Raw genomic sequence first — 22,616 nt, 5'->3', positions numbered from 1 at the left:
TCGGGCTTAGGGCCCGGTCAGGGCTGGTGGCCGGCCTTTACGGCAAGCACCGGGCAGCCTGCCTCGAGGAGGATCTGCTGGGCCGTGCTCCCCATGATGAGTTTCCCCACCGGGGTGCGCCGCCGAAGGCCGATGACGATCAGGTCCGCCCGGTGCTGTTCTGCTGCCTGCAGGACCTCGGTGGCTGCGTCGTTTCCACGGACCGGCTGCTGGACGAGGTGCTCGATGCCCTCCTTCTTCAGCCGTTCCTCGATCCCGACGATCTCCTCATCCTCGGCGTAGCGCTTGTCCACGAGGGCGTCGCCCCGTGAGGAATTGATCACCACCAGGAGTTTCGCATCCTTGCGGGCCTGGCTGATGGCTGCTTCGAGTGCCGCCGTTCCCTCCGGAGTGGGAAGGTAGCCAACGATGATGCTCATGGTCGCTCCTGTCGTCCTGCTGCTGTGTTTTGGGTGCTGTCCAGATCGCGGTCATCGAAGGGGTGGGGCTTCGCGCCACCGGCGTCTGTCCGGTCAGGGTCGGCCTCCGGCGTGGCGTGCATGCCGGCAAACGCCGGCTCCGCCTGTGGCCGCGACTTGCGCCAGGCCTTCAGCAGCAGCGGCCACGCCAGGATGATCGCCACGATGACGTAGATGCCGACGGCGATCGGCTCGCTCCACAGACCGGCCGGGTCCCCGGCGCTGAGCTGCAGTGTTTTGCGCAGCTGGCCTTCGACCCGGGGGCCCAGGATCACTCCGAGGATGAGCGGCAGGACCGGCAGGCCGAACCGGCGCATCATGAACCCGAGCGCGCCGAGCACCAGCAGGATCACCAGGTCGAACGCCTGCAGGTTCACGGAGTAGGCGCCCAGGGTGGCGAAGAACAGGATCCCGGCGTACAGGTACGGTCGCGGCAGCTGCAGGAGTTTTGCCCAGAGCGGTGCCAGCGGCAGGTTGATGACCAACAGCAGGAAGTTTCCGATGAAGAGGCTGGCAATAAGGGCCCACACCAGCGGTCCTTCGCTCTCGAACAGCTGCGGCCCCGGCTGAATGCCGTAAGAGGTGAAGGCCGCCAGCATCACGGCGGCGGTGGCGTTGGTCGGCAGCCCCAGCGCCAGCATCGGGGTCAGGGTGCCGGCCGCCGCCGCGTTGTTGGCGGCCTCCGGTCCGGCGACACCCTCGATGGCGCCCTTGCCGAACTCCTCGGGGTGCTTGGTGAGCCGCTTTTCCGTGACGTAGGACAGGAAAGTCGGGATCTCCGCGCCCCCGGCGGGCAGCGCACCAAACGGGAAGCCGAGCACGGTTCCCCGCAGCCAGGGCTTCCAGGACCGCTTCCAGTCCTCTTTGCCCATCCAGGGCTGCCCCACCGGGATGATGTGGAGCGGGGTCCGGCGAAGGTGGGCGGCCACCCACAGGGCTTCGCCCACGGCGAAGATGGCCACGGCTACCACCACGATGTCGAGCCCATCACTGAGCAGCGGCTGGCCGAACGTGAGGCGCGCCTGCCCTGTGACGGAGTCCATTCCGACCAGCCCAATCGCCAGGCCAAGGCCCAGCGAGGCGAAACCGCGGAGGCGGGAGGAACCGAGCACTGCGGTGACGGCCAGGAGCGCCAGGACCATGATGGCGAAGTAGCTCGGCGATCCGAGGCTGACGGCGAATTTGACCACAATGGGTGCGCAGACCGCGAGGAGGGCGGTGCCGATTGTCCCGGCCACGAAGGAACCGATGGCCGCGGTGGCCAGCGCCTGGGCGGCCCGACCGGCCTTGGCCATCTTGTTGCCTTCAATGGCCGTGACCACGGACGAGGACTCACCGGGGGTGTTGAGCAGGATCGAGGTGGTGGATCCGCCGTACATGCCGCCGTAGTAGATGCCGGCGAACATGATGAAGGCGCTGGTGGGCTCCAGCACGTACGTGACGGGCAGCAGCAGCGCCACGGTCATCGCCGGGCCTAGTCCCGGCAGGACGCCGACGGCGGTGCCAAGGACCACGCCGATCACGGCGTAGAGGAAATTCATGGGGGTCAGGGCGGTGGCGAAGCCGTCCATCAAGGAACTAAAGACGTCCATTTAGAGGATCCCTTCCAGCAGCCCGGCGGGCAGCGAAATTCCGAGGCCGAGGTAGAAGCCATAGAAGGTGAGCAGGGACAGGGCAACGGAGATCAGCCCGTCGCGGACGTAGTGCCGGCTGCCGAGGGCCCAGACGCTGCCCCAAAAGAGAACGGTTCCGGAAATGACCCAGCCGGCCCAATCAATGATCAGGACGTTGGCGATGAACGCGCCCGCGAGGGGAAGCACGGTCTTCCAGTCGGCCGGATGGGACAGGTCGACGTCTTCGCCGCCTTCAGTCTCGCCATGTCCGCCCCGCAGGACGTTGATGGCCAGCATCACTGCGCACACAATCAGCAGGCCGGCCACGATGTAGGGGACCGTTTTCGGGCCGACCGGGTCCGATTTGGAGTACGGGGTTACCAGGCCGACGGCGTCCCATAGGACCACCCCGCCGGCCGCCCCGAGCAGGAGGGCGACCCCCAGCTCGGAGCGGCCTTTGAGCCTGGAAGTCAAAGACGTCACGCCAGTCCAAGCTTCGTCAAGACATCGGCCACGCGCTTGTCCTGCTCGGTCAGGAAGGACTTGAATTCGTCACCGGTGAGGAAGGCGTCGGACCAGCTGTGCGACTTGAGGGCCTCCTTCCACGAAGCGGTGCCGTGCATCTTCTCCAGGGCAGCGATCAGGGAAGCCTTGTCGGCGTCGCTGATGCCGGGAGGGGCAACAACACCGCGCCAGTTGCTGAAGACCAGGTCGATGCCGGATTCCTTGAGCGTGGGGGCGTCGACGCCGTCGAGGCGCTTCTCCCCGCTGGTCGCCAGCACGCGGACTTCGCCGGACTCGATCTGCTTCAGGTACTCACCGGCGCCGGAGGCGGCGAAGCCGAGCTTGTTGCCGAGGATGGCCGGAAGGAGATCGCCGCCGCCGTCGTAGGAAACGAAGTTGACCTTCGTCGCGTCGATGCCGACGGCGCCGGCCAGCTGCATGGGGAGAAGGTGGTCGGGTCCGCCGGGGGAGGAGCCGCCGCCTACGCTGATCGATCCGGGATTGGCCTTCCAGGCGGCCACCAGGTCCTTGATGGTTTTATACGGGGAGTCCTTGGCGACCATGATCGCGCCTGGCTCTTCGATGAGTCGGGCCAGCGGAGTGGTGTCCGTAAGCTTCGACCCGGACTTGTTGGTGTAGCTCGCGCCGACGACGCCGAGGCCCATCAGCATGGCGAGGTCGCCGTTGCCCTTCTCGTTGACCACGCGGGCCAGGCCAACCGTACCGCCGGCGCCGGCGAGGTTGAAGACCTCCGTGTTGCTGGCGATCTTCTCGTCGTCGAGGACCTTCGCGGCGGCGCGGGCCGTGGTGTCGTACCCTCCGCCCGGGGTGTTGGGCACCAGGATCTGCAGGCCCGTGATGGGCCCCGCAGCGGCTCCGGAGCTGGCCGTACCGGTGGAGCTCTTGCCGGTGGCACCGCAGCCGGTGGCCATCAGCGCGATGCCGGCAGCGACGGCGGCAATTCGCAATGCGCGGATTTGGCGCATGTTTCCTCTTCTCAAATTTGGTTAGTCAATAATCGGCCAGCGGACTGACCGGTGGTTTGATGTTAGGGGCCGACGTGACGGGGGCCACTCTTGTGTACGCAGAGAAAGTTAAGTTCATTTCGTTCACGTTTCCGGCACTTCACGTGGCCCGCAGCGGAGCGGAAGCGGCACCGTTGGGTGGGGTATAGTTCACGGCACCGCCGCGGATTGTGATGCACAGACGCGCCGTTCCCGCGCTCCCGCGGCGTGGCAAGCACCCTGAGGAAAGACAGTTCGTGACTCGACGAAGAGGAATGTCCCTGGCAGGACAGTATCTGGTTCTGCAGTTGCTTATTGTCATGGCCGTGTTGGTGGGCGTCGTCGCTATTTCGCTGGCGCAGTCTGCTGCTGCCTTCGAGCGCATCGAGGGCCGCCGGGCGTTGTCCGCCGCCGAAGCGCTGGGCAGCAATCCCGCCGTCCGGGCGTTGCTTCCCGCGGCAGAGCCGGCAAAAGGCTCGGCCCTGCCGTCGGTCGCGGAATCCGTCCGGACGGTTTCCGGGTCATCGCAGGTCGCGCTCGCCAAGCTGGACCGCACGGTTGTGGCCTCCTCAGACCCGTCCTTGCTGGGCCGCTCGCTGCAACTAGGGGAGAGCCGCGTCATGGAGGGACGGGCCTGGACCGGTGTGGTGGGAGGAACGGGCACCGTCCTGCTCTCAGCCCACGTTCCCGTCCTGGACGATTCCGGCACCATGATCGGCATTGCCTCGATCGGCCGGAACTACCCTTCCGCATGGGAACGGCTGGGCGACGCCATCCCCAACCTGCTCACTTACCTGGGCGTCGCCAGCGTGCTCGGCGTCGCCGGCTCCTTGTTGCTGTCCCGCAGGGTGAAGCGGCAGACCCTCGGCATGGAGCCGAGCGAAATCTCCGGCCTGGTGGAGAACCGCGAGGCGATGCTTTTCGGGCTCAAGGAGGGAGTGGTGGCACTGGACCTCCGAGGACGGATTACCGTGGCGAACGACAGTGCCCGGGCGCTGCTGGGCCTGCCGCCGGACTGCGTGGGCAAGGACCTGGCCGGGCTCCCGGTTGAACCGGCGCTCAAGGAAGTGATGACCGGCGAACAGCCGGGCCAGGACCAGATGGTTTTGGTGGGGGAACGACTCGTGGTGCTGAACCGGGTGCCCATTCGTTCGAAGGGCCGGGTTATGGGTTCCGTCGCTACCTTGCGTGACCGGACGGAGCTCTCGTCACTGGAACGCGAGCTTGGTGCAACGCGTACGGCCACGGACACCCTCAGGGCGCAGGCCCACGAGTTCGCAAACCAGCTGCACGTCATTTCGGGACTGATCCAGATCGGCGAGTACGACTCCGTGGTGCAGTTCGTCAACGGCGTCACCGTGGACCGGACGCGGCTCAGCGACGACGTGACCAGCCGCATCCAGGACCCGGCGCTCGCCGCTTTGCTCATCGCCAAGTCGAGCCTCGCCGTGGAGCGCGGAGTGCTGCTGCAGCTGGACCCCGCGTCGTCACTGTCGCGGGTGGGGGACGAACTTTCCCGGGACCTGACCACCGTCGCCGGAAACCTCGTGGACAACGCACTCGACGCCGTCACGGGGGCAACGGAGGCCTCTGTCCGGGTCCTTGTCGAGGACAGCCAGGGGGAAGTTGTCGTGACCGTGAGGGACACTGGCCCGGGCATTGACGGCGCGGCGGCCGATGAGATCTTCCGCCAGGGGTTCAGCACCAAGCAACCCGGTCCCGACGGCGGCCGGGGCTTTGGCCTGGCGCTCTCGCGCGTGGTCTGCCGGCGCAGCGGCGGAAGCCTCACAGTGGCTAACGACGGCGGGGCAGTCTTTACGGCCCGGCTGAAAAGGACGCCGGCCAAGCGGGCGCCGGCGAAAGGAAAGGTGGGCAGGCTGTGATCAATGTCCTCATCGTCGACGACGACTTCATGGTGGCAAAAGTCCATTCCGGATTCATTCAGCGCACACCCGGCTTCGCCGTCGTGGGCCTGGCGCACACCGGAGCCCAGGCGCTCGCGGAAACCGCCCGGCTGCAGCCTGACCTGGTCCTTCTCGACATTCACCTCCCCGACATCAATGGGCTGGACCTGATGGCCAGGCTGCGGGAGACGGCGCCGGAACTGGACGTGCTGGTGATCAGCGCGGCCCGCGAGGTCGAGACCGTCCGCCGGGCACTGCGGGGCGGGATTGTGCATTACCTGATCAAGCCGTTTTCGCAGTCGGACCTGCAGGAGCGGCTGGAGCACTATCGCAACGCCTACCAGGGGCTGGACCAGGCCAAGGACGTGGCCGAACAAGCGGACGTGAACCGCGTCTTCGGGCTGGAACGCACCGAGCGCGGGGAGCGCACGGAAATCCGCCTCCCCAAGGGGTGCAGCGCCGAGACCCTGCGGCGGGTGGTCGACGTGCTTCAGGCGGCCGAGGCGGATCTGTCGGCGGCCGAAGTCGCGGACCTGCTGGGCACGTCCCGCGTCAGCGCCCGCCGCTACCTGGAGTACCTGCACGACGAGGCGAGGGTGGGCGTCCGCCTCAAGTACGGCGCGGGCCGTCCCGAACGACGCTACGAGCTGAAGCCGGCGTGACGCCGCCCGTGTCCGTGTAATCGCCGAGCTGACAGATCACGGCAGTGTTCCTCGCAAACACTGCCGTGACCTGCCACTTCGCGCGGTGCGGGATACTTAAGCCATGCAGCCGCGCACAATCGTCCTCCTCGGATCCACGGGGTCCATCGGCACCCAGGCCATCGACGTCGTCGACGGCGCCCCGCACCTCTTCGAGATCGTGGCCCTCAGCGCCGGCGGCGGCAACCCCGACCTCCTCGCCCGGCAGGCCGTGCACACCCGGGCCCGGGCCGTCGGCATCGCCAGCGGGGACGCGGTGGCGCTTCAACAGCTGATCGACGACGCCGCCCGCGCGGCCGGCGTCACCGGCTACCGTCCGGAGATCATCACCGGCCCCGACGCCTCCACCCGGATTGCGGAAATCCCCGCCGACGTCGTGCTCAACGGCATCACCGGCTCGATCGGGCTCGCCCCCACCTTGGCTGCGCTCAAATCCGGTGCCACGCTGGCTCTGGCGAACAAGGAATCCCTGATCGTGGGCGGAGCCCTGGTCAAGGCGGCCGCCCGCGAAGGCCAGATCGTCCCGGTCGATTCCGAGCACTCGGCGATTGCCCAGTGCCTGCGTTCCGGCACGGCCGCCGAGGTGGACCGGCTGGTGTTGACGGCCTCGGGCGGCCCGTTCCGCGGCATGACGCGGGAGCAGCTGCAGGACGTCACCCCCCGGGATGCCCTCGCGCACCCCACCTGGGACATGGGCCTGATGGTCACCACCAACTCCGCGAGCCTGGTCAACAAGGGCCTGGAAGTCATCGAGGCCCACCTTCTCTTCGACATCCCGCTGGAGCGGATCGACGTCGTGGTCCACCCGCAGTCGGTGGTGCACTCGATGGTCCAGTTCGTGGACGGTTCCACCATCGCCCAGGCCTCGCCGCCGGACATGCGGCTGCCCATCGCCCTGGGCCTGGGCTGGCCGGACCGGGTGGCCGGCGCCGCGCAGCCCTGCGACTGGAGCAAGGCCACCAGCTGGACCTTCGAGCCGCTGGACACCCGGGCGTTCCCCGCCGTCGGCCTGGCCAAGGACGCCGCCGGGCGGGGCAGCACCTTCCCTGCGGTCTTCAACGCCGCCAACGAGGAAGCCGTGACGGCCTTCCACGCCGGACGGATCCGATTCACCGATATTGTCGATACCATCGAAGCCGTCCTCAGTGAGCATTCAGGATCCTCCGGGCTGACGGTCGAATCCGTGCTGGATGCTGAACAGTGGGCACGTGCGCGGACGCTCGAGCGTTTGTCCGTGGGAAGTGCCTAAGAAGTAGCCCACCAGTGCCCAGGAAGTAGCAAAGCCCAGCATGAGTCCCGTTGTCCTCTTTATCCTCGGCGTCGTCTTCGTCGTGATCGGCATCGCCGTGTCCATCGCCCTGCACGAGGTGGGGCACCTGGTCCCGGCCAAGCTCTTCAAGGTGCGGGTCACGAAGTACATGATCGGCTTCGGACCCACCATCTGGTCCAAGCGCCGGGGCGAGACCGAGTACGGCTTCAAGGCGATCCCGCTCGGCGGCTTCGTTTCCATGATCGGCATGTACCCGCCGAACAAGGCCGACGGCAGCGTCCGGCCCTCCAGCACCGGCATGTTCCAGTCCCTCGCCGCCGACGCGCGTTCCCTGGCGCACGAGGAAATCGGTCCGGACGACGGGAACCGGGTCTTCTACCGGCTCCCGGTCTGGAAAAAGATCATCATCATGCTCGGCGGCCCCGCGATGAACCTGCTGATCGGCGTGGCGCTGACCGCCGTGCTGCTGATGGGCTTCGGCGTGTCCGCGTCCACCACCACCATCGCCGACGTCTCCAAATGCCAGGTAAAGGCCGGCGAGACCGTGGATCCGAACTCGGCCGACTGCAAGCCCACTCCCGCCGCCGCCGCGGGCCTCAAGCCGGGGGACCGCATCACCTCCTTCGACGGCAGGGCGGTCACCAGCTGGGAGGAGCTCACCGGCTGGATCCGCGCTTCGGCGGGCAAGCAGGTCGGCATCACGGTGGAGCGCGACGGCGCTCCGGTCGCCACCACTGTCACTCCGGTGCTGTCCTCGCGGCCGGTCGTCGGGGCGGACGGCCGGCAAGCCAAGGACGCCGACGGCAAGCTCCGCTACCAGGACGTCGGCTTCCTTGGCATCGGCGCCCAGACCGCGCTAGTGCAGCAGCCGGCGTCGGCCGTGCTGCCGCTGGCCGGCGAGAACATCAAGCAGATCGCCGGCGTCGTCGTGAACCTCCCGGCCCGCGTGGCCGGCGTGGCGCAGGCCGCCTTCAGCGAGGAGCCCCGCGACCCCAACGGTCCCATCAGCGTCGTCGGGGTGGGCCGCGTGGCGGGCGAGGTCGCCGCCATGGAACAGGTTCCGCTGCAGAGCCGGCTGGCCGCCTTGGTTGGGCTGCTCGCCGGGCTTAACTTCGCGCTGGCCGTGTTCAACCTTGTCCCGCTGTTGCCGCTCGACGGCGGCCATGTTGCCGGGGCGCTGTACGAGGGGGCCCGCCGCCAAATTGCCCGGCTGCTGGGCCGGCCGGACCCCGGTGCGTTCGACATCGCCAAGCTGCTGCCGGTGACCTACGTTGTGGCCGCGCTGCTGATGGGCATGGGCGCGCTGTTGATCTACGCGGACATCGTCAAGCCGGTCAACCTCTTCGGCTAGGCCGGCAACGTCCTGGCGGCCGGGCACCGCGGGCACCGGCCGCCGCGGGCTCCGCCCGCCCCAACCGGTAACCAGTTAACCGTGGGGGACTGTTTCGCTATTCTCAGCTTATTTCGGCTGATTTTGAATAATCAGTCCTAAATGGTTGATACATTAGGATCAGCCGCCTAGGGTTGGGCTATGTACGTGATGACCATCGATCAGCGCGGCAGCAGCACCGACGTCGACCGCGTCCCGGGGCTCCTGGCCGAACTTGTGCAGCTTTGCCCCGGCGCACGCTTCGAGCGCTCCGTCGGCGACGAGGTCCAGGGCGTGCTGGAACGCCCCGGCCAGGTCGTGGAGATTGCCCTGCACGCGCTCCGCAGCGGGCGCTGGTATGTGGGCATCGGCGTCGGGTCCGTGAACCTCCCGCTGCCCGCGAGCCCGCGGGAAGGCTCGGGGCCGGCCTTTGTCGCGGCCCGCCTCGCGGTGGAACGGGCCAAGTCCGCCTCCTCCCACGTCCCGCTCGCCGTCGTCTCCGGCGGCCGACGGCGGGGGAGTAGCGCCGGCCCGGCGGACGATTCGCCGGGCGCCCGCGAGTGCGCCAACGCGGAGGCCGTGCTGCGGCTGATCGGGCGCCTTGTCCAGGACCGCACCGCCGCGCAGTGGAAGGTGGTCGACGTGCTGCGCGGCGTCCGGCAGGGACTCGCCGGCGCCCACGGGACCCAGAAGATCGCGGCCAGGCAACTCGGAATCACGGAACAATCGGTGAGCCGCGCGCTGCTTCGCTCCGGCTGGCAGGAAGAATGGGCGGCGAGGCCTGCTGCGGAAATGCTGCTGGCCCTGGCCAACGGCCTGACCGCCGGGCCGGACAAAGACGCCGGCCGGAACGCCGCCCGCCAAACCCCTAGCGAAGGAGACCGGTGAACACCCTCTGGATCACGCTGGCCCTGCTGATTGCCGGGTTCGCCGGCTGGCCGGTGACCGCCCTGGTGTTCCGGCTCGCCCGGACCATTGATGACCGCTCGGACAGCCGGGCCGACGCCGCCGGCGGTTCCCGTACCCCTGACAGTCCCGACGCCGACGGAACGGTCGACGGCGAGATCACCCGGCCTGCGGCGGCGCCGTCCCTGCCCGCGGAGGACGGTGCCACCCCGGAGGCTGCTGCGGACGGCACCGGACCGGTGCCCGCGGTTCCGGGAGCCGGCACCCGCATCCTTCGCGGCGGCGCGATCATCGGCGTGCTCGAACGGTTGGCGGTCTGCCTGGCCATCCTGACCGGCCAGCCCGTCGCGATCGCCTACGTCGTGGCGATCAAGGGCCTCGGACGCTTCGCGGAGCTGAAGGAAACGCCGGTGGCCGCGGAACGGTTCATCATCGGCACCCTCACCTCGCTGCTGTGGGCGGCCGGAGTCGCGGCCCTCGCCAAGGTGCTTTTCCTCGGCTGAGACGCCCGTCCCGGCGGAAACGGCGCCAGGCGGCGCAAACGGAAGCCGGGCCGGCGTCGGACATCCCCGACAATGCGAACGGGCCCGCGCGGATGGGAACCGGGCGGGCAGGGCGATAGGGTAGCTGTATGACTGTTTTTGCTGTTGAGTACGTTTACGATGCCGAATCCGCCGAAGCCCGGGACGCTGCCCGTCCCGCGCACCGCGAATGGACCGCCGCACTTGCGCAGGAGGGCACCATCCTGGCCAGCGGCCCCTACTCGGACGGCGCCGGCGCCCTGCTCATCTTCAAGGCCGCGGACGAAGAGGCCCTGAATGAGCTGCTCAAGCAGGACCCCTTCGCCGGTGCCAGCGCTATCTCCGGCACCCGTACGATGGCTTGGGCTCCGCTGACCGGCCTGTTGGCCGGCCCTGCGGCCTAGCCCGCACCGCCAATCCCGCCATCGATCCATCGACCTAGAATTCGATTCACAGAGGAGTCCACGTGACCTCGGTCAGCCTGGGAATGCCGTCGGCACCGCCCCCCGTTCTTGCCCCGCGCCGGAAGACCCGCCAGATCAAGGTGGGCTCGGTCGGCGTCGGCTCCGACTCGCCGATCAGCGTGCAGTCGATGACGACGACTCCGACCACGGACATCAACGCCACCCTGCAGCAGATCGCCGAACTCACGGCCTCAGGCTGTGACATTGTCCGGGTGGCCTGCCCGTCCGCGGACGACGCCGAGGCCCTGCCGATCATTGCCAGGAAGTCGCAGATTCCGGTGATCGCGGACATCCACTTCCAGCCGAAGTACGTGTTCGCCGCGATTGAGGCCGGCTGCGCGGCCGTCCGCGTGAACCCGGGCAACATCCGCAAGTTCGATGACCAGGTCAAGGAAATCGCCCGTGCGGCCAAGGACCACGGCACCTCTATCCGGATCGGCGTCAACGCCGGGTCGCTGGAGCCGGGCATCCTGAAGAAATACGGCAAGGCCACCCCCGAAGCCCTCGTCGAATCCGCCGTCTGGGAAGCCTCGCTCTTCGAAGAGCACGGCTTCCACGACTTCAAGATCTCGGTCAAGCACAACGACCCCGTGATCATGGTGGCCGCCTACGAAATGCTGGCGGAAAAGGGCGACTGGCCGCTGCACCTCGGCGTGACCGAGGCGGGCCCGGCCTTCCAGGGCACCATCAAGTCCGCCACCGCCTTCGGCGCCCTGCTCTCCCGCGGGATCGGCGACACCATCCGGGTTTCCCTTTCCGCACCGCCGGTGGAGGAAATCAAGGTGGGCAACCAGATCCTGCAGTCCCTGAACCTGCGCCCGCGCAAGCTCGAGATTGTTTCCTGCCCCTCTTGCGGACGTGCCCAGGTGGACGTCTACACGCTGGCCGAGCAGGTCACGGCCGGACTGGAAGGCATGGAAGTCCCGCTGCGCGTCGCCGTCATGGGCTGCGTCGTGAACGGTCCCGGCGAGGCCCGGGAAGCGGACCTCGGCGTCGCCTCCGGCAACGGCAAGGGCCAGATCTTCGTGAAGGGCGAAGTCATCAAGACTGTTCCCGAAGACCAGATTGTTGAAACACTGATCGAAGAGGCCATGCGTCTCGCTGAAGAGATGGGGGAGTCCGATGGCGAAGATGCTGTCCAGGGTAGCCCCGTGGTTAGCGTCTCGTAGGGACGGCGCCGCAACCGGCGCCGCCACTGGCCTCACCGCCGGCCTCACCGTCAGGGTCCTGGCGGGCGCGGACACCCGTGCCCTGCTGGACCTGGCCCGGCAGGACGCCGTCGCCAACGTCTTCATTCTGTCCCACCTCGAGACCGCCGGGACGGCGTCGCCCACCGCCGGCGGCGCCAGCATCTTCGGCGTGTTCGACGGCGGCGCCCTGGTCGGCGCCTGCTGGGCCGGCGCCAACCTGGTGCCGGTGCAGCTGGATCCGGAGCTGGCCGGCCCGGTGGCAGCCGCGGCGCACCGCGCAGGCCGCCGCTACGCCTCCATCTTCGGCCCCGCCGAGGCGGTCCTGGCGCTCCATGCCGCGCTGGAGCAGTTGGGCCATTCCGCCCAGGAAATCCGCAGCGAGCAGCCACTCCTGACCATCGCCGGGCCGCCGGCCGTCGAGCCCAACCCTGCGCTTGGCTTCGGCCACCTCGCCGACTTCGACCGGATCCTGCCCGCCTGCGCGGCCATGTTCGAGGAGGAAGTGGGCTATTCGCCTTACCTGGGCGGCCGCGAGTACTACAGCCGCCGGGTCAAGGGCCTGATCCGGGCCGGCCACTCGCTGGTCCATCTGGGTCCGGACGGCGACGTGGTGTTCAAGGCCGAACTCGGTGCGGTGACACCGGAGGTCACGCAGGTGCAGGGCGTCTGGATGAACCCGGCCTCCCGCGGGCTGGGCCTGAGCGCCGGCTACATGGCCGCCGTCGTGGTCCTCGCCCAGACCCTGGCGCCTGTCACGAGCCTGTACGTCAACGACTTCAACACCCGTGCCCGCGCCAGCTATGAGCGGGTGGGTTTCCACCAGGTGGGAACTTTTGCGACCGTGCTCTTCTAGACACGTTCGTGACAGCCATTTATGACAGAAATCTGGTTGCAGACTCTTGTTTTAGCGACTTGGATCACATAGGTTCTAGCTAGCCGCGCCGTGCAGGCGCGTGCGGTCTCAGGGGGAAACCAACCATGGGCTGCGGGTGCCACCCGGCAGGGCAGCATCAGTCAACCCGGCAGCCTTGGACTTAGCGGCACTGGGGTCGCAGGGGCCACGCCATCACAGGATGACCAGCCGGAAACGGCCAGGGGCTTCCGTGTCATGGCGTGGCTCTTCCATTTCCGGAAGGGAACCCGGGCCCCGGCTTGGCGGTAGATTAGTCTCTGGACATTTTCGTACCTACCCAGTCCACCCGCACTTCCTCAGAAACGGATACCTCCCAGTGGTCCTTCGACTCTCAAAGCTGTTCCTGCGCACCCTGCGTGAAGACCCCGCCGACGCCGAAGTGGCCAGCCACCGGCTGCTGGTCCGGGCCGGCTACATCCGCCGCGCGGCCCCGGGCATCTACACCTGGCTGCCGCTGGGGCTGAGTGTGCTGCGCCGGGTGGAGCAGATCATCCGTGAGGAAATGACCGCCATCGGCGCGCAGGAAGTGCATTTCCCCGCGCTGCTGCCCAAGGAGCCCTACGAGGCGACGAACCGCTGGACCGAGTACGGCGACGGCATCTTCCGGCTCAAGGACCGCAAGGGCAATGACTACCTGCTGGCTCCCACGCACGAGGAAATGTTCACCCTGCTGGTCAAGGACCTGTACTCCTCGTACAAGGACCTGCCGCTGAGCATCTACCAGATCCAGAACAAGTACCGCGACGAGGCCCGTCCCCGGGCCGGCCTGCTGCGCGGCCGCGAATTCATCATGAAGGACTCCTACTCCTTCGACGTCGACGACGCCGGCCTGGACGCCAGCTACGCCGCACACCGCGGCGCCTACCTGAAGATCTTCGTACGCCTCGGCCTGGAGGTCATCCCGGTCACGGCCACGGCCGGCGCCATGGGCGGGTCCAAGAGCGAGGAATTCCTGCACCCGACCGAGATCGGAGAGGACACCTTCGTGCGCTCCGCCGGCGGCTACGCAGCCAACGTCGAAGCCGTCACCACCGTTGTCCCCGCGGACATCGACTTTTCCAACGCCCCGGCCGCGGAGGTCCGCGACACCCCGGACACGCCGACGATCGAAACGCTCGTCGACGCCGCCAACGCCCTGGCTCCCCGCAGCGAGGCCGACGGCGGCGCCTGGACCGCCGCGGACACGCTCAAGAACGTGGTCCTCGCCGTGACCCTGCCCACCGGTGAACGCCAGCTCGTCGTGATCGGCGTGCCGGGCGACCGCGGCGTGGACCTCAAGCGCGTCGAAGCGAACATCGGCGCCTTCCTGCCCATCGGCGGCGAGATCACGCTCGAGGCAGCCAACGAGGAAGACCTCAAGAAGCAGGCCCTCCTGGTCAAGGGCTACATCGGCCCCGGCCTGTCCCTGGACTCGCCGCTGCTCGGTGCCGAAGCCGCCTCGAAGCTGCTCTACCTCGTTGATCCCCGCGTGGTCCGCGGGACCGCCTGGGTCACCGGCGCCAACGAGGCCGGCAAGCATGTCTTCGGCCTGGTCGCCGGCCGCGACTTCGGCTGGGACGGCGTAATCGAGTGCACCGAGGTGCGCGCCGGCGACGAAGCCCCCGACGGTTCCGGCCCGCTGGAAACCGCCCGCGGCATCGAGATGGGACACATCTTCCAGCTAGGCCGCAAGTACGCCGAGGCCCTGGACCTGAAGGTCCTGGACCAGAACGGCAAGCAGGTCGTCGTGACCATGGGCTCTTACGGCGTCGGCGTCACCCGCGCGGTGGCCGCGCTGGCCGAATCCAACCACGATGACAAGGGACTGGTCTGGCCGCGCGCCGTCGCTCCGGCCGATGTCCACGTCGTCGCGGTGGGCCGCGGCGAGGAGATCTTCGCGGCCGCCGAGCAGCTGGCCCTCGACCTGGAGGCCGCCGGCCTCGAGGTCATCTACGACGACCGCCCCAAGGTGTCCCCGGGCGTCAAGTTCGGCGACGCCGAACTCGTGGGCGTCCCCACCATCCTCGCCGTCGGGCGCGGGCTGGTGGACGGCGTCGTGGAGATCAAGGACCGCCGCAGTGGCAACGCCGAGAACGTGACCGTTGACAAGGCCGTTGATTACGTGGTCAACGCCGTCCGCAACAACTGACCCGCCCCGGCGTTGCAGGGAATGGTTTCCGGACTTGAGTCGATCCAGCTCGGCACGCTCATCCTGGTGGTGGTGGCCGGTTTCGCCGCCGGCTGGGTCGACGCGGTGGTGGGCGGCGGCGGGCTGATCCAGCTCCCGGTCATGCTGCTGATCCCCGGTATCAGCCCGGTGCAGGCACTGGCGACGAACAAGATGGGTTCCATCTTCGGCACCACCACGAGCGCCGTCACCTTCTACCGGCGCGTGCGGCCGGACCTGCGCACCGCGGTGCCGATGGCGGTGATCGCCCTGGCCGGCAGCTTCGGCGGGGCGGTGCTGGCGGCGACCCTGCCGGCCAGCGTGTTCAAGCCGATCATCGTGGCGGCGCTGGTCGCCGTCGCCCTGTTCACCGCCTTCCGTCCCAACGTGGGCGAGCTGACCAGGCTGCGGCACGACGGCCACCGGCACTATGTCGTGGCCTGCCTGATCGGCGCCGTCATCGGCTTCTACGACGGCATGATCGGCCCGGGCACCGGTTCCTTCCTGATCATCGCGCTGGTCTCCGCGATGGGCTACGCCTTCCTGGAGGCCAGCGCCAAGGCCAAGATCGTCAACATGGCCACCAACGCCGGCGCGCTGATGTTCTTCCTGCCACACGGTTCGCTGCTGTGGGGGCTCGGGCTGGTCCTGGGCGCAGCGAACATGGCCGGCGGCTACCTCGGCGCCCGGACCGCCGTCAGCCGGGGCAGCAAGTTCATCCGGATCGTCTTCCTCGTAGTGGTGGGCGCGCTGATCCTCAAGCTCGGCTCCGACGTCTGGCAGGACGCCTTCGCCTGAAGGACCACGGCCCCCCGGCGCCGGCACCTCCAAGCACTCCCGGACCGGCGCGGCCAGGCGTAGCATGCAGCTATGCCTGACGGTCCGGACCCTTACCGCGCTGCCCTGGAAGCCGCCGTGCGCCACGCCCACGAATGGCTGGACAGCCAGTCCAGCCGCAAGGTGGCGCCCAGCGCCACCGCAGCGGAACTGGCGGCCGAGTTCGGCGGCCCGCTGCCGGAGACAGGAACCCCCGCCGCCGAAGTGGTGGAGCACCTTGCGGCCAGGGCGGAACCCGGCCTGATGGCCATGCCCTCCGGCCGCTTCTTCGGCTGGGTCATCGGCGGCACGCTTCCGGCCGCGCTGGCGGCCGACTGGCTGGTCAGCGCCTGGGACCAGAACGCCGTACTGCGCTATGCCGCGCCAGCGGTGTCCGCGATCGAGGAAGCCGCCGGGAACTGGCTCGTCGGACTGCTCGGACTTCCGGCGGAGTCCGACGTCGGCTTCACCACCGGAGCGACCATGGCGAATTTCGCCGGGCTCGCCGCGGCCCGCTGGCGGCTGATGACCGACGCGGGCTGGGACCTTGAACGGGACGGGCTCTTCGGCGCCCCCAGGATCCGCTGCCTGGTGGGCCGGGAACGGCACGACTCCGTGGACCTGGCGCTGCGCTACCTCGGGCTCGGGACGCCCACCCCGGTTCCGTCGGACCGGCAGGGACGGATCATCCCGGCCGAACTGGAACGCCAACTCGCCGAGGGCTCCGGTCCGGCCCTCGTCTGCCTGCAGGCCGGGAACCTTCACTCCGGAGCCTTCGACCCGTTTGCCGAGGCAGTCAGGGTGGCGAAGGAGCACGGCGCCTGGGTCCACGTGGATGGCGCCTTCGGGCTCTGGGCCGCCGCCGTGCCCGAACTCGCCGGCCTGACGGCGGGCATGGGGCTGGCCGATTCCTGGGCTACCGACGCGCACAAGACCCTCAACGTCCCCTACGACTGCGGCATCGTCGTGGTCCGGGACCGCACGGCTCTCCGCTCGTCGCTGGGAGTGCACACGAGCTACCTGATCCAAGCCGGGGACGGGGCGGGGGATCCGCTGGAAACCGTCCCGGAGCTCTCCCGACGGGCCCGCGGCGTCCCAGTGTGGGCGGCGCTGAAATCGCTCGGGCGCACCGGGGTGGCAGAGCAGGTCCGCAGGCTGGCCCAGCGCGCCGCGCAGCTCGCCGAACGACTCGCCGGGCTGGACGGAGTCGAGGTGCTCAACGACGTCGGCTACACCCAGGTCTCGCTGGCCTTCGGCGACGACGCGAGCACGCGCGCCGTGACGGCCCGGATCATTGCCGAGGGCCGGGTCTGGATGTCCGGCTCACGCTGGCAGGACCGGGACATCCTGCGGATTTCGGTGAGCAACTGGAGCACGGACGACGACGACGTGGCAGCCGCCGTCGACGCCGTGCGGGACGCTGTGGCAGCGGTCCGGGGGCACCGCTAGGGCTGGCCCGGCTGGTGGATGGCATCCCCGGGCGCCGGCAGCTCCTGCGGCCCGGGCAGGCCCTCGAGGGTGTTCCCGGCGAGGGTGCTGGCGACCCACAGCGAGCGGGCCAGGTCGCCGTCGTGGTTCCGTTTGGCCGCGTACCACAAGGCGTTGTCCACCTCGCGGGCCAGGGCCCATTGCCGGGCGGTCTCGCCGTCGAGGCCGGCGGCGGAGCTGAAGTCCAGGCAACGCTGCAGCAAGGCTTCGCCGGCGCCGGACCGGGGCAGCTCGGCCAGACGGTTCCAGAGCAGCGGGGCCACCCCGAACTCCGCTTCGCCGATCATGGGCTGCGGGTCGATCGCCTTGAAGTCCCCGGGTTTGAAGTCCCCGGGCGCCGCCGGGGCACCCGGCACGGCGAGGATGTTCAGGAAGTGCAGATCCGTGTGCACCAGCACGTCGGTGCCGGAGCGACGGCCGACGGCGCCGCGGGTCTGGCAGACCTCCAGGGCGGCCTCCAACAGCCAGCGGGGGAAGGGCCGGCCCAGCTGTTCCCAGCTCTCCGGGAGTTCGTCGCTCCATTGCTCGGCGCGGGCCGCCACATGGTCGAACTCGCGCCACTCCGGCCGGCCGTCCGGAGGCAGGCTCAGCTGGTGGACGATGCCGCCCCAGATGTCCGCGGCGGCATCCAGGGGAACGTCCTGCAGCGAGTGCCCGGCGTCGAGCCGCTCAAGTAGCAGCGCGCCGGCGTCGGGGTCGGATGCAAGGGCCAGGACGGCGCCCTGGCCGCCCCACAGCGCCAAGGCGTGGCGTTCGACCAGTGCTTCCTCGTGCGGATAGGCAAGTTTCAGGACCGCCGCTGAGCCGGCCCGCTGGCGCCCAGTCCCGCCGTTATCTGCGCGGCGGCGCACCGGGACCACGACGGCGCCGTGGCCGTGCCAGGGCAGCACGCCGGGGGCGAGGTCAGGCTCGAGCTGCCATTGTTCCAGGCAGCGTCCGATCAGCCGGGGGAGTGACGCCAGCCAGGACCGGCCCTCGGCACTGTTGCCGTAGCGGCCGGTGAGGCCGGGCGGGATCGGGACGGCTGCTGGCGTTCTCATCGCCTCCAGCGTAGTGGCTGGCCTAGGCAGTGATGCCGCTGGCGCCCAGCCAGCTGCCGATCAGGAAGGTCGCCGCCAGTGCCGCGGCACCGCCGATTACCACCCGGACGGCTGCCTTCATCTTCGAGCCGCCGCCAATCCAGGCACCCATGGCTCCGGTCGCCGCGAGGGCCACGAGCACGGCCGCGAAGGTCAGCGGGACACGGATGTTTTCCGGCGGCAGCAGGATGGCCAGCATCGGCAGGATGGCGCCGACCAGGAAGGCGACGGCGGAGGCGAAGGCCGCGTGCCAAGGACTGACGATGTCCGTCTCGTCAATGTGCAGCTCGGCCGACAGGTGCGCGGCCAGGGCATCGTGCGCGGTCAGCTCGGTGGCCACCGTGCGGGCGGTTTCCGGGCTGAGTCCCTTGCCCTGGTAGATGGCGGCCAGCTCCGCCAGTTCCTCCTCGGGCTGTTCGGCCAGCTCGCGGCGTTCCTTCTCGACCAGCGCCTGCTGGCTGTCCTTCTGGCTACTGACCGAGACGTACTCGCCCAGGGCCATGGAGATGGCGCCGCCCACGAGCGCCGCGGAGCCGGCGATGAGGATCGGCCCCGAATCCGTGGTCACACCGGCGACGCCGACGACGACCGCAGCGACCGAGACGATGCCGTCGTTGGCACCTAGAACCCCGGCCCGGAGCCAGTTGAGCCGGTGCGCGATGTCGTTGTGGTGGGGCTCGTTGTCATGAAGTGCTGCTGCTCCGCTGGTTTCCATGCCTACAGCAAATCATCAGCTGGCGCCGCGGGCCAGTATTGGAAGGCTAAGCAAGGTAAGCAGGACCTTGGTCGTCCGGGGGAGAACCGGCCCGGGACGCCTTGACGCGGACACGTCCGCGGCCAGCCTCAGCCCGCGGGCAGGGAGGGGAACGACGCCGGATCCGCGCCCAGCCCCGGCACCGCTCCCGGGTCCGCGCCCCAGAGGGCGGCGCGGCGCGCAGCGCCCAGCAGCCCCGCGACGGCCCACTTCCGGGTCTCGCCGTCGCTGAGGGCCACGAGATCCCCGTAGGCGGGCAACGTGGCGGCCTCCAGCGCGGCCAGTCCGGGCCCCGGCGAAGCCAGGAACGACGGGTCCAGGGCGTAGCCGGGTTCCCGTGGAGGGATTGGGGCACACTGCGACCGGCTCAGGGATTCCGCCCCGGAGACCAGCGCTTCGTGCCGCGCGAGCTGATCGGCGGCCGACCTGGCCGCTGCACCGTTCAAGCGGGTCAGTGCCACCTGGTAGCCGTAAACGGTCTCCAGCTCGGTGCTGACCAGGGCTGCCAGGGCGCCCGGCAGCCCGGCGTTCCCGGCTGCGGCTCCGGGGCTGCTGGCGGGCGCGGCCGAGGGCGACGCCGTCGCAGCGGAGCAGGATCCGGCGGGGGCCGCTTCCAGTGCGGCCGCCCCCGGGGCGGGCACCGAGCCAGCAGGGTCGGGAGCGCCGGCCGCGGCGGCGAGGGCGGAGGACTGAAGCAGCTGAGCGGTCCCGACAGCAGCCAGCAGTCGGGCCATCCCGCCGTCGGCCGCGGCTGCATCGCTGAGCCGCTGCCGTCCGCTCTTTGCGAGGTCCGCGGCGAGCCTGGCGGCGTCGGCGGGGGCTGCAGAAGCCGCCGCAGAAGTAACCGCCGTTGCCGGCGCGGCAGCCGGCGCCTGGCCTGTGCGCAGCAGTGCGCGGGCCTGGGTTGTCAGCAAACTCACAGTCCGCGTGAGGGCGGCCCGGGCGGCAGCCGGCGCGGCGGGGCGGCCGGTGCCGGTGGGGGCGGCGCCGAGCTGCTCGCCGGCGGTCCGCAACTGCAGGGTATCGGCCAGGGCGGCGGCCCGCGCCTGCTCCGAGAAGGGCGGTTCCGGTGGTTTCGGCGGATTTCCGGGCCTAAACGCGATACCCAGGCTCACCACCACGAGGGCGAGGCAGACGAGGAGGGCCAGCCGGGGAAGGTGCCGGGGAACCCGGAGCCGCCGTCGTTCTTCCCTGCTGTCGTCTTTCACAACAGACCATGTTGTCATGCCGGCCGGGAAGTGGGTGCACCACGTCGCCGGGAATATCGCTACGCTAGTAGACACAACATCATCTAGCGGGAGGCGGGCGGCATCATGACCAACGCAGAAGCCACGACTTCGACAGACCGGACCGGGACGGGGAAGGCTGAAGCCGCACCCGCTCACAATCTGGAGGCCGAGCGCCTGTACGCGCTCCTCGAGCCTGCAGTCCTGGCAAACCGGCTGTACCTGGAGGACGTTTCCATCCACATTGCCGGCGCCAACCGGGTGGTCCACGTGGTGGTGGACCTGCCGCAGGAGGAGACCGGCGGCGTCAGTCTTGACGTCATCGCCGAGATTTCGAAGACCCTCTCGGACATCCTGGACAACGATCCGAGCACCGACTCGCGCCCCTACGACCTTGAGGTCTCCTCGCCCGGTGTCGGGCGGCCGCTCACCGAGGAACGGCACTGGTACCGCGCCCGCGGACGGCTCGTCACGGTCAACGTGATCCAGGGCGACAACGTCACCGGCCGCATCCAGTCCGTCGACGACGGCGGCGTGACCTTGGTTCCGGAGCTGGCCGTCAAAAAGGGGATGAAGCCCAAGCAGGGCGAACCCGTCAAACTTCCTTTCGACAGGATCCGTAGTGGAAAAGTCGAGATAGAGTTCAGCCACCTCGAAGAGGCCGGTCTGGAGAACGACAATGGACCTTCCGAGGAGGCCTAATGGATATTGACATGAGCGCACTGAGACTCCTGGAGCGTGAGCGCGAAATCCCGCTGGATCTCCTGATTCCGACCATCGAGCAGGCCCTGCTGGTGGCCTACCACAAGACCCCGGGGGCCTTCGAGAAGGCCCGTGCAGAGCTGGACCGCAAGAGCGGCCACGTGACGATCTGGGCCACCGAAATCGACGACGACGGCGCGCCGATCGGCGAGTTCGAGGACACCCCGGCCGGCTTCGGCCGCATCGCGGCAAGCACCGCGCGGCAGATCATCCTGCAGCGCCTTCGCGACGCCGAGGACGACAACGTGCTGGGCCAGTTCAAGGGCCGCGAGGGCGAACTCGTCGCGGGCACCATCCAGCAGGGCAACAACCCGCACATGATCCAGGTCAACCTCGGAACGGTGGAGGCGCTGCTGCCGCCGCCCGAGCAGGTTCCAGGCGAGAAGTACACCCACGGCAACCGGCTCCGCGCTTTCGTGATCGACGTGCACCGCGGTACCAAGGGCCCCTCGATCACGCTGTCCCGGTCCCACCCCGGGCTGGTCCGGAAGTTGTTCGAGCTGGAGGTCCCGGAGATCGCGGACCGCTCGGTCGAGATCGTCGCGCTGGCCCGCGAGGCCGGCCACCGCACCAAGATCGCGGTGAAGGCCAACACCCCCGGCATCAACGCCAAGGGTGCCTGCATCGGCGAAATGGGTTCGCGCGTCCGGGCCGTGATGACTGAACTGAACGACGAAAAGATCGACATCGTCGACTACAGCGACGATCCCGCCTCGTTCATCGCCAGCGCGCTCTCGCCGTCACGGGTGAATTCGGTCACCATCACGGATGAGGCCACCCGGTCCGCCCGCGTGGTCGTCCCGGACTACCAGCTCTCCCTGGCCATCGGCAAGGAAGGCCAGAATGCACGCCTGGCCGCCAAGCTCACCGGATGGCGGATCGACATCGTCTCCGACGCCGCGGAGAACCGCGACAAATAGCACCGGACCGGGGCCGTCCCGCGGCACCGCACCCGTGGCCCCTCCGGGGTTCCCGCGTAGCCCCCATTTCGGGCGACGGGGGCCGGAGGGGCTAGAATAGACATGACCGCGCCTAACGGCCGGTGTCCGCGTGCCTTCGACGCGACCGGTTTTCCGACCGGGAGCCGGGGGCCGGCAGATGCGTACTGGCAGGAAGATACTCGTAGTGGCAGAAGTGCAACACCTCGGGAATCAGCCGCAGCGCACCTGCATCGGGTGCCGGAAGAAGGGTCTGCGGTCGGAGTTAGTCCGGCTCGTCGCCGACGCCAGCGGTTCATCCGCTGTCGTGGTGGATGAACGACGCCGGATGGCTGGCCGGGGTGCATGGCTGCACCCCAGCGAAAAGTGCCTGGCACTGGCGGTCAAACGTCGAGCGTTCGGACGCGCCCTCAATGGCGCTGCCGGAACCGCCGACGTCGAACGCCGGATCATGGCAGGCACGCAAGCAGTGGACACCCCGGTGGCCGCAGCAACAACCGTCCAACCTGAAAGCGGGTCAGAAAACTGATGGAAACCCGATGAGTTCCCAGCGATGAGTGCGCAACGATGACAACTTTGTTGCGCTCTGC

At 68.9% G+C, this 22,616-nt stretch carries 22 protein-coding genes; 15 read left to right on the top strand and 7 right to left on the bottom strand.

Annotation, left to right across the window (positions count from 1 at the left end; all coding sequences use genetic code 11):
• Positions 1-17: 17 nt before the first annotated feature.
• From AC1DBD_RS13955 to AC1DBD_RS13940, 4 genes are read right to left on the bottom strand one after another with little or no spacing between them, the layout of a single operon-like run.
• Positions 18-419 carry a universal stress protein gene (locus AC1DBD_RS13955; protein ID WP_476909708.1) on the bottom strand — a complete coding sequence of 134 codons (402 nt, stop codon included), beginning with the start codon at positions 417-419 and terminating at the stop codon, positions 18-20.
• On the bottom strand, positions 416-2,050 hold the full coding sequence (locus AC1DBD_RS13950) for a tripartite tricarboxylate transporter permease (protein ID WP_476982349.1): 1,635 nt from the start codon (positions 2,048-2,050) through the stop codon (positions 416-418). Before AC1DBD_RS13950 ends, AC1DBD_RS13955 begins: the two co-directional genes overlap by 4 nt.
• Positions 2,051-2,554 carry a tripartite tricarboxylate transporter TctB family protein gene (locus AC1DBD_RS13945; protein ID WP_441419341.1) on the bottom strand — a complete coding sequence of 168 codons (504 nt, stop codon included), beginning with the start codon at positions 2,552-2,554 and terminating at the stop codon, positions 2,051-2,053.
• A complete protein-coding gene (locus AC1DBD_RS13940; RefSeq protein ID WP_476893544.1) occupies positions 2,551-3,561 on the bottom strand; it encodes a Bug family tripartite tricarboxylate transporter substrate binding protein in 1,011 nt (336 codons plus the stop codon). Before AC1DBD_RS13940 ends, AC1DBD_RS13945 begins: the two co-directional genes overlap by 4 nt.
• A gap of 293 nt (positions 3,562-3,854) precedes the next feature.
• Here AC1DBD_RS13940 and AC1DBD_RS13935 point away from each other — a divergent pair, with 293 nt between their 5' ends.
• The 12 genes from AC1DBD_RS13935 (at position 3,855) to AC1DBD_RS13880 (ending at position 17,228) form a co-directional block, all read left to right on the top strand.
• On the top strand, positions 3,855-5,462 hold the full coding sequence (locus AC1DBD_RS13935; RefSeq protein ID WP_476982348.1) for a sensor histidine kinase: 1,608 nt from the start codon (positions 3,855-3,857) through the stop codon (positions 5,460-5,462).
• Positions 5,459-6,145, top strand: a complete 687-nt coding sequence (locus tag AC1DBD_RS13930; RefSeq protein WP_476893546.1) for a response regulator — start codon at positions 5,459-5,461, stop codon at positions 6,143-6,145. The genes AC1DBD_RS13935 and AC1DBD_RS13930 overlap by 4 nt, the downstream gene beginning before the upstream one ends.
• Positions 6,146-6,248: 103 nt before the next feature.
• Positions 6,249-7,433 (top strand): 1-deoxy-D-xylulose-5-phosphate reductoisomerase, encoded by a 1,185-nt coding sequence (gene dxr, locus AC1DBD_RS13925; protein WP_476893547.1) that lies wholly within the window; start codon positions 6,249-6,251, stop codon positions 7,431-7,433.
• A 40-nt stretch (positions 7,434-7,473) separates the two neighbouring features.
• Positions 7,474-8,805, top strand: coding sequence for a M50 family metallopeptidase (locus AC1DBD_RS13920; RefSeq protein WP_476893548.1), 1,332 nt, complete (start codon positions 7,474-7,476; stop codon positions 8,803-8,805).
• Positions 8,806-8,985: 180 nt separating this feature from the next.
• A complete protein-coding gene (locus tag AC1DBD_RS13915; protein ID WP_476982347.1) occupies positions 8,986-9,711 on the top strand; it encodes a MarR family transcriptional regulator in 726 nt (241 codons plus the stop codon).
• On the top strand, positions 9,708-10,232 hold the full coding sequence (locus AC1DBD_RS13910) for a hypothetical protein (protein ID WP_476893550.1): 525 nt from the start codon (positions 9,708-9,710) through the stop codon (positions 10,230-10,232). Before AC1DBD_RS13915 ends, AC1DBD_RS13910 begins: the two co-directional genes overlap by 4 nt.
• Before the next feature lie 128 nt (positions 10,233-10,360).
• Positions 10,361-10,654, top strand: coding sequence for a YciI family protein (locus AC1DBD_RS13905; protein WP_441419349.1), 294 nt, complete (start codon positions 10,361-10,363; stop codon positions 10,652-10,654).
• Between the two features lie 62 nt (positions 10,655-10,716).
• Positions 10,717-11,883 carry a flavodoxin-dependent (E)-4-hydroxy-3-methylbut-2-enyl-diphosphate synthase gene (ispG, locus tag AC1DBD_RS13900; RefSeq protein WP_138769799.1) on the top strand — a complete coding sequence of 389 codons (1,167 nt, stop codon included), beginning with the start codon at positions 10,717-10,719 and terminating at the stop codon, positions 11,881-11,883.
• Entirely contained in the window at positions 11,846-12,757 is a 912-nt protein-coding gene (locus AC1DBD_RS13895; protein ID WP_476893551.1) for a GNAT family N-acetyltransferase, read from the top strand. Before ispG ends, AC1DBD_RS13895 begins: the two co-directional genes overlap by 38 nt.
• A gap of 376 nt (positions 12,758-13,133) precedes the next feature.
• Complete coding sequence (locus AC1DBD_RS13890; RefSeq protein WP_476909700.1) at positions 13,134-14,945, top strand: proline--tRNA ligase; 1,812 nt, start codon at positions 13,134-13,136, stop codon at positions 14,943-14,945.
• A 21-nt stretch (positions 14,946-14,966) separates the two neighbouring features.
• The gene (locus AC1DBD_RS13885) at positions 14,967-15,761 is read left to right on the top strand and encodes a sulfite exporter TauE/SafE family protein (protein WP_441419352.1); all 795 of its coding nucleotides are present in this window, start codon (positions 14,967-14,969) and stop codon (positions 15,759-15,761) included.
• Between the two features lie 72 nt (positions 15,762-15,833).
• Positions 15,834-17,228 carry a pyridoxal phosphate-dependent decarboxylase family protein gene (locus AC1DBD_RS13880; RefSeq protein WP_441419353.1) on the top strand — a complete coding sequence of 465 codons (1,395 nt, stop codon included), beginning with the start codon at positions 15,834-15,836 and terminating at the stop codon, positions 17,226-17,228.
• Here the strand turns inward: AC1DBD_RS13880 and AC1DBD_RS13875 are convergent.
• The 3 genes from AC1DBD_RS13875 to AC1DBD_RS13865 form a co-directional block, all read right to left on the bottom strand.
• Positions 17,225-18,307 carry an aminoglycoside phosphotransferase family protein gene (locus AC1DBD_RS13875; protein ID WP_476982346.1) on the bottom strand — a complete coding sequence of 361 codons (1,083 nt, stop codon included), beginning with the start codon at positions 18,305-18,307 and terminating at the stop codon, positions 17,225-17,227. The two genes, AC1DBD_RS13880 and AC1DBD_RS13875, sit on opposite strands and share 4 nt — an antisense overlap.
• A 22-nt stretch (positions 18,308-18,329) precedes the next feature.
• The gene (locus AC1DBD_RS13870) at positions 18,330-19,061 is read right to left on the bottom strand and encodes a VIT1/CCC1 transporter family protein (RefSeq protein ID WP_441419355.1); all 732 of its coding nucleotides are present in this window, start codon (positions 19,059-19,061) and stop codon (positions 18,330-18,332) included.
• Positions 19,062-19,189: 128 nt separating this feature from the next.
• Positions 19,190-20,308 carry a ferritin-like domain-containing protein gene (locus tag AC1DBD_RS13865; protein WP_476909696.1) on the bottom strand — a complete coding sequence of 373 codons (1,119 nt, stop codon included), beginning with the start codon at positions 20,306-20,308 and terminating at the stop codon, positions 19,190-19,192.
• Positions 20,309-20,413: 105 nt separating this feature from the next.
• On the opposite strand from AC1DBD_RS13865, the gene AC1DBD_RS13860 reads away from it, so the two are divergent.
• From AC1DBD_RS13860 to AC1DBD_RS13850, 3 genes are all read left to right on the top strand, one after another.
• Positions 20,414-21,028, top strand: coding sequence for a ribosome maturation factor RimP (locus AC1DBD_RS13860; RefSeq protein WP_441419357.1), 615 nt, complete (start codon positions 20,414-20,416; stop codon positions 21,026-21,028).
• On the top strand, positions 21,028-22,008 hold the full coding sequence (gene nusA / locus AC1DBD_RS13855; RefSeq protein ID WP_175323181.1) for a transcription termination factor NusA: 981 nt from the start codon (positions 21,028-21,030) through the stop codon (positions 22,006-22,008). Before AC1DBD_RS13860 ends, nusA begins: the two co-directional genes overlap by 1 nt.
• Positions 22,009-22,213: 205 nt before the next feature.
• On the top strand, positions 22,214-22,555 hold the full coding sequence (locus AC1DBD_RS13850; RefSeq protein WP_441419358.1) for a YlxR family protein: 342 nt from the start codon (positions 22,214-22,216) through the stop codon (positions 22,553-22,555).
• The last annotated feature ends 61 nt before the right edge of the window (positions 22,556-22,616 follow it).

Source organism: Arthrobacter sp. 10T419 (genome assembly GCF_056394105.1).
The sequence above is the reverse complement of the archived record's forward strand: the minus strand, read 5'-3'. Positions and strand labels throughout refer to the sequence as shown.

Bases quoted from the DNA above. Each gene is read 5' to 3' on its own strand.
- AC1DBD_RS13920 (WP_476893548.1), top strand. From the start codon at position 7,474: ATGAGTCCCGTTGTCCTCTTTATCCTCGGCGTCGTCTTCGTCGTGATC.
- dxr (WP_476893547.1), top strand. From the start codon at position 6,249: ATGCAGCCGCGCACAATCGTCCTCCTCGGATCCACGGGGTCCATCGGC.
- AC1DBD_RS13875 (WP_476982346.1), bottom strand. From the start codon at position 18,307: ATGAGAACGCCAGCAGCCGTCCCGATCCCGCCCGGCCTCACCGGCCGC.
- AC1DBD_RS13950 (WP_476982349.1), bottom strand. From the start codon at position 2,050: ATGGACGTCTTTAGTTCCTTGATGGACGGCTTCGCCACCGCCCTGACC.
- nusA (WP_175323181.1), top strand. From the start codon at position 21,028: ATGGATATTGACATGAGCGCACTGAGACTCCTGGAGCGTGAGCGCGAA.
- AC1DBD_RS13895 (WP_476893551.1), top strand. From the start codon at position 11,846: ATGCTGTCCAGGGTAGCCCCGTGGTTAGCGTCTCGTAGGGACGGCGCC.
- AC1DBD_RS13940 (WP_476893544.1), bottom strand. From the start codon at position 3,561: ATGCGCCAAATCCGCGCATTGCGAATTGCCGCCGTCGCTGCCGGCATC.
- AC1DBD_RS13860 (WP_441419357.1), top strand. From the start codon at position 20,414: ATGACCAACGCAGAAGCCACGACTTCGACAGACCGGACCGGGACGGGG.
- AC1DBD_RS13885 (WP_441419352.1), top strand. From the start codon at position 14,967: ATGGTTTCCGGACTTGAGTCGATCCAGCTCGGCACGCTCATCCTGGTG.
- AC1DBD_RS13870 (WP_441419355.1), bottom strand. From the start codon at position 19,061: ATGGAAACCAGCGGAGCAGCAGCACTTCATGACAACGAGCCCCACCAC.
- AC1DBD_RS13880 (WP_441419353.1), top strand. From the start codon at position 15,834: ATGCCTGACGGTCCGGACCCTTACCGCGCTGCCCTGGAAGCCGCCGTG.
- AC1DBD_RS13935 (WP_476982348.1), top strand. From the start codon at position 3,855: ATGTCCCTGGCAGGACAGTATCTGGTTCTGCAGTTGCTTATTGTCATG.
- AC1DBD_RS13915 (WP_476982347.1), top strand. From the start codon at position 8,986: ATGTACGTGATGACCATCGATCAGCGCGGCAGCAGCACCGACGTCGAC.
- AC1DBD_RS13955 (WP_476909708.1), bottom strand. From the start codon at position 419: ATGAGCATCATCGTTGGCTACCTTCCCACTCCGGAGGGAACGGCGGCA.
- AC1DBD_RS13905 (WP_441419349.1), top strand. From the start codon at position 10,361: ATGACTGTTTTTGCTGTTGAGTACGTTTACGATGCCGAATCCGCCGAA.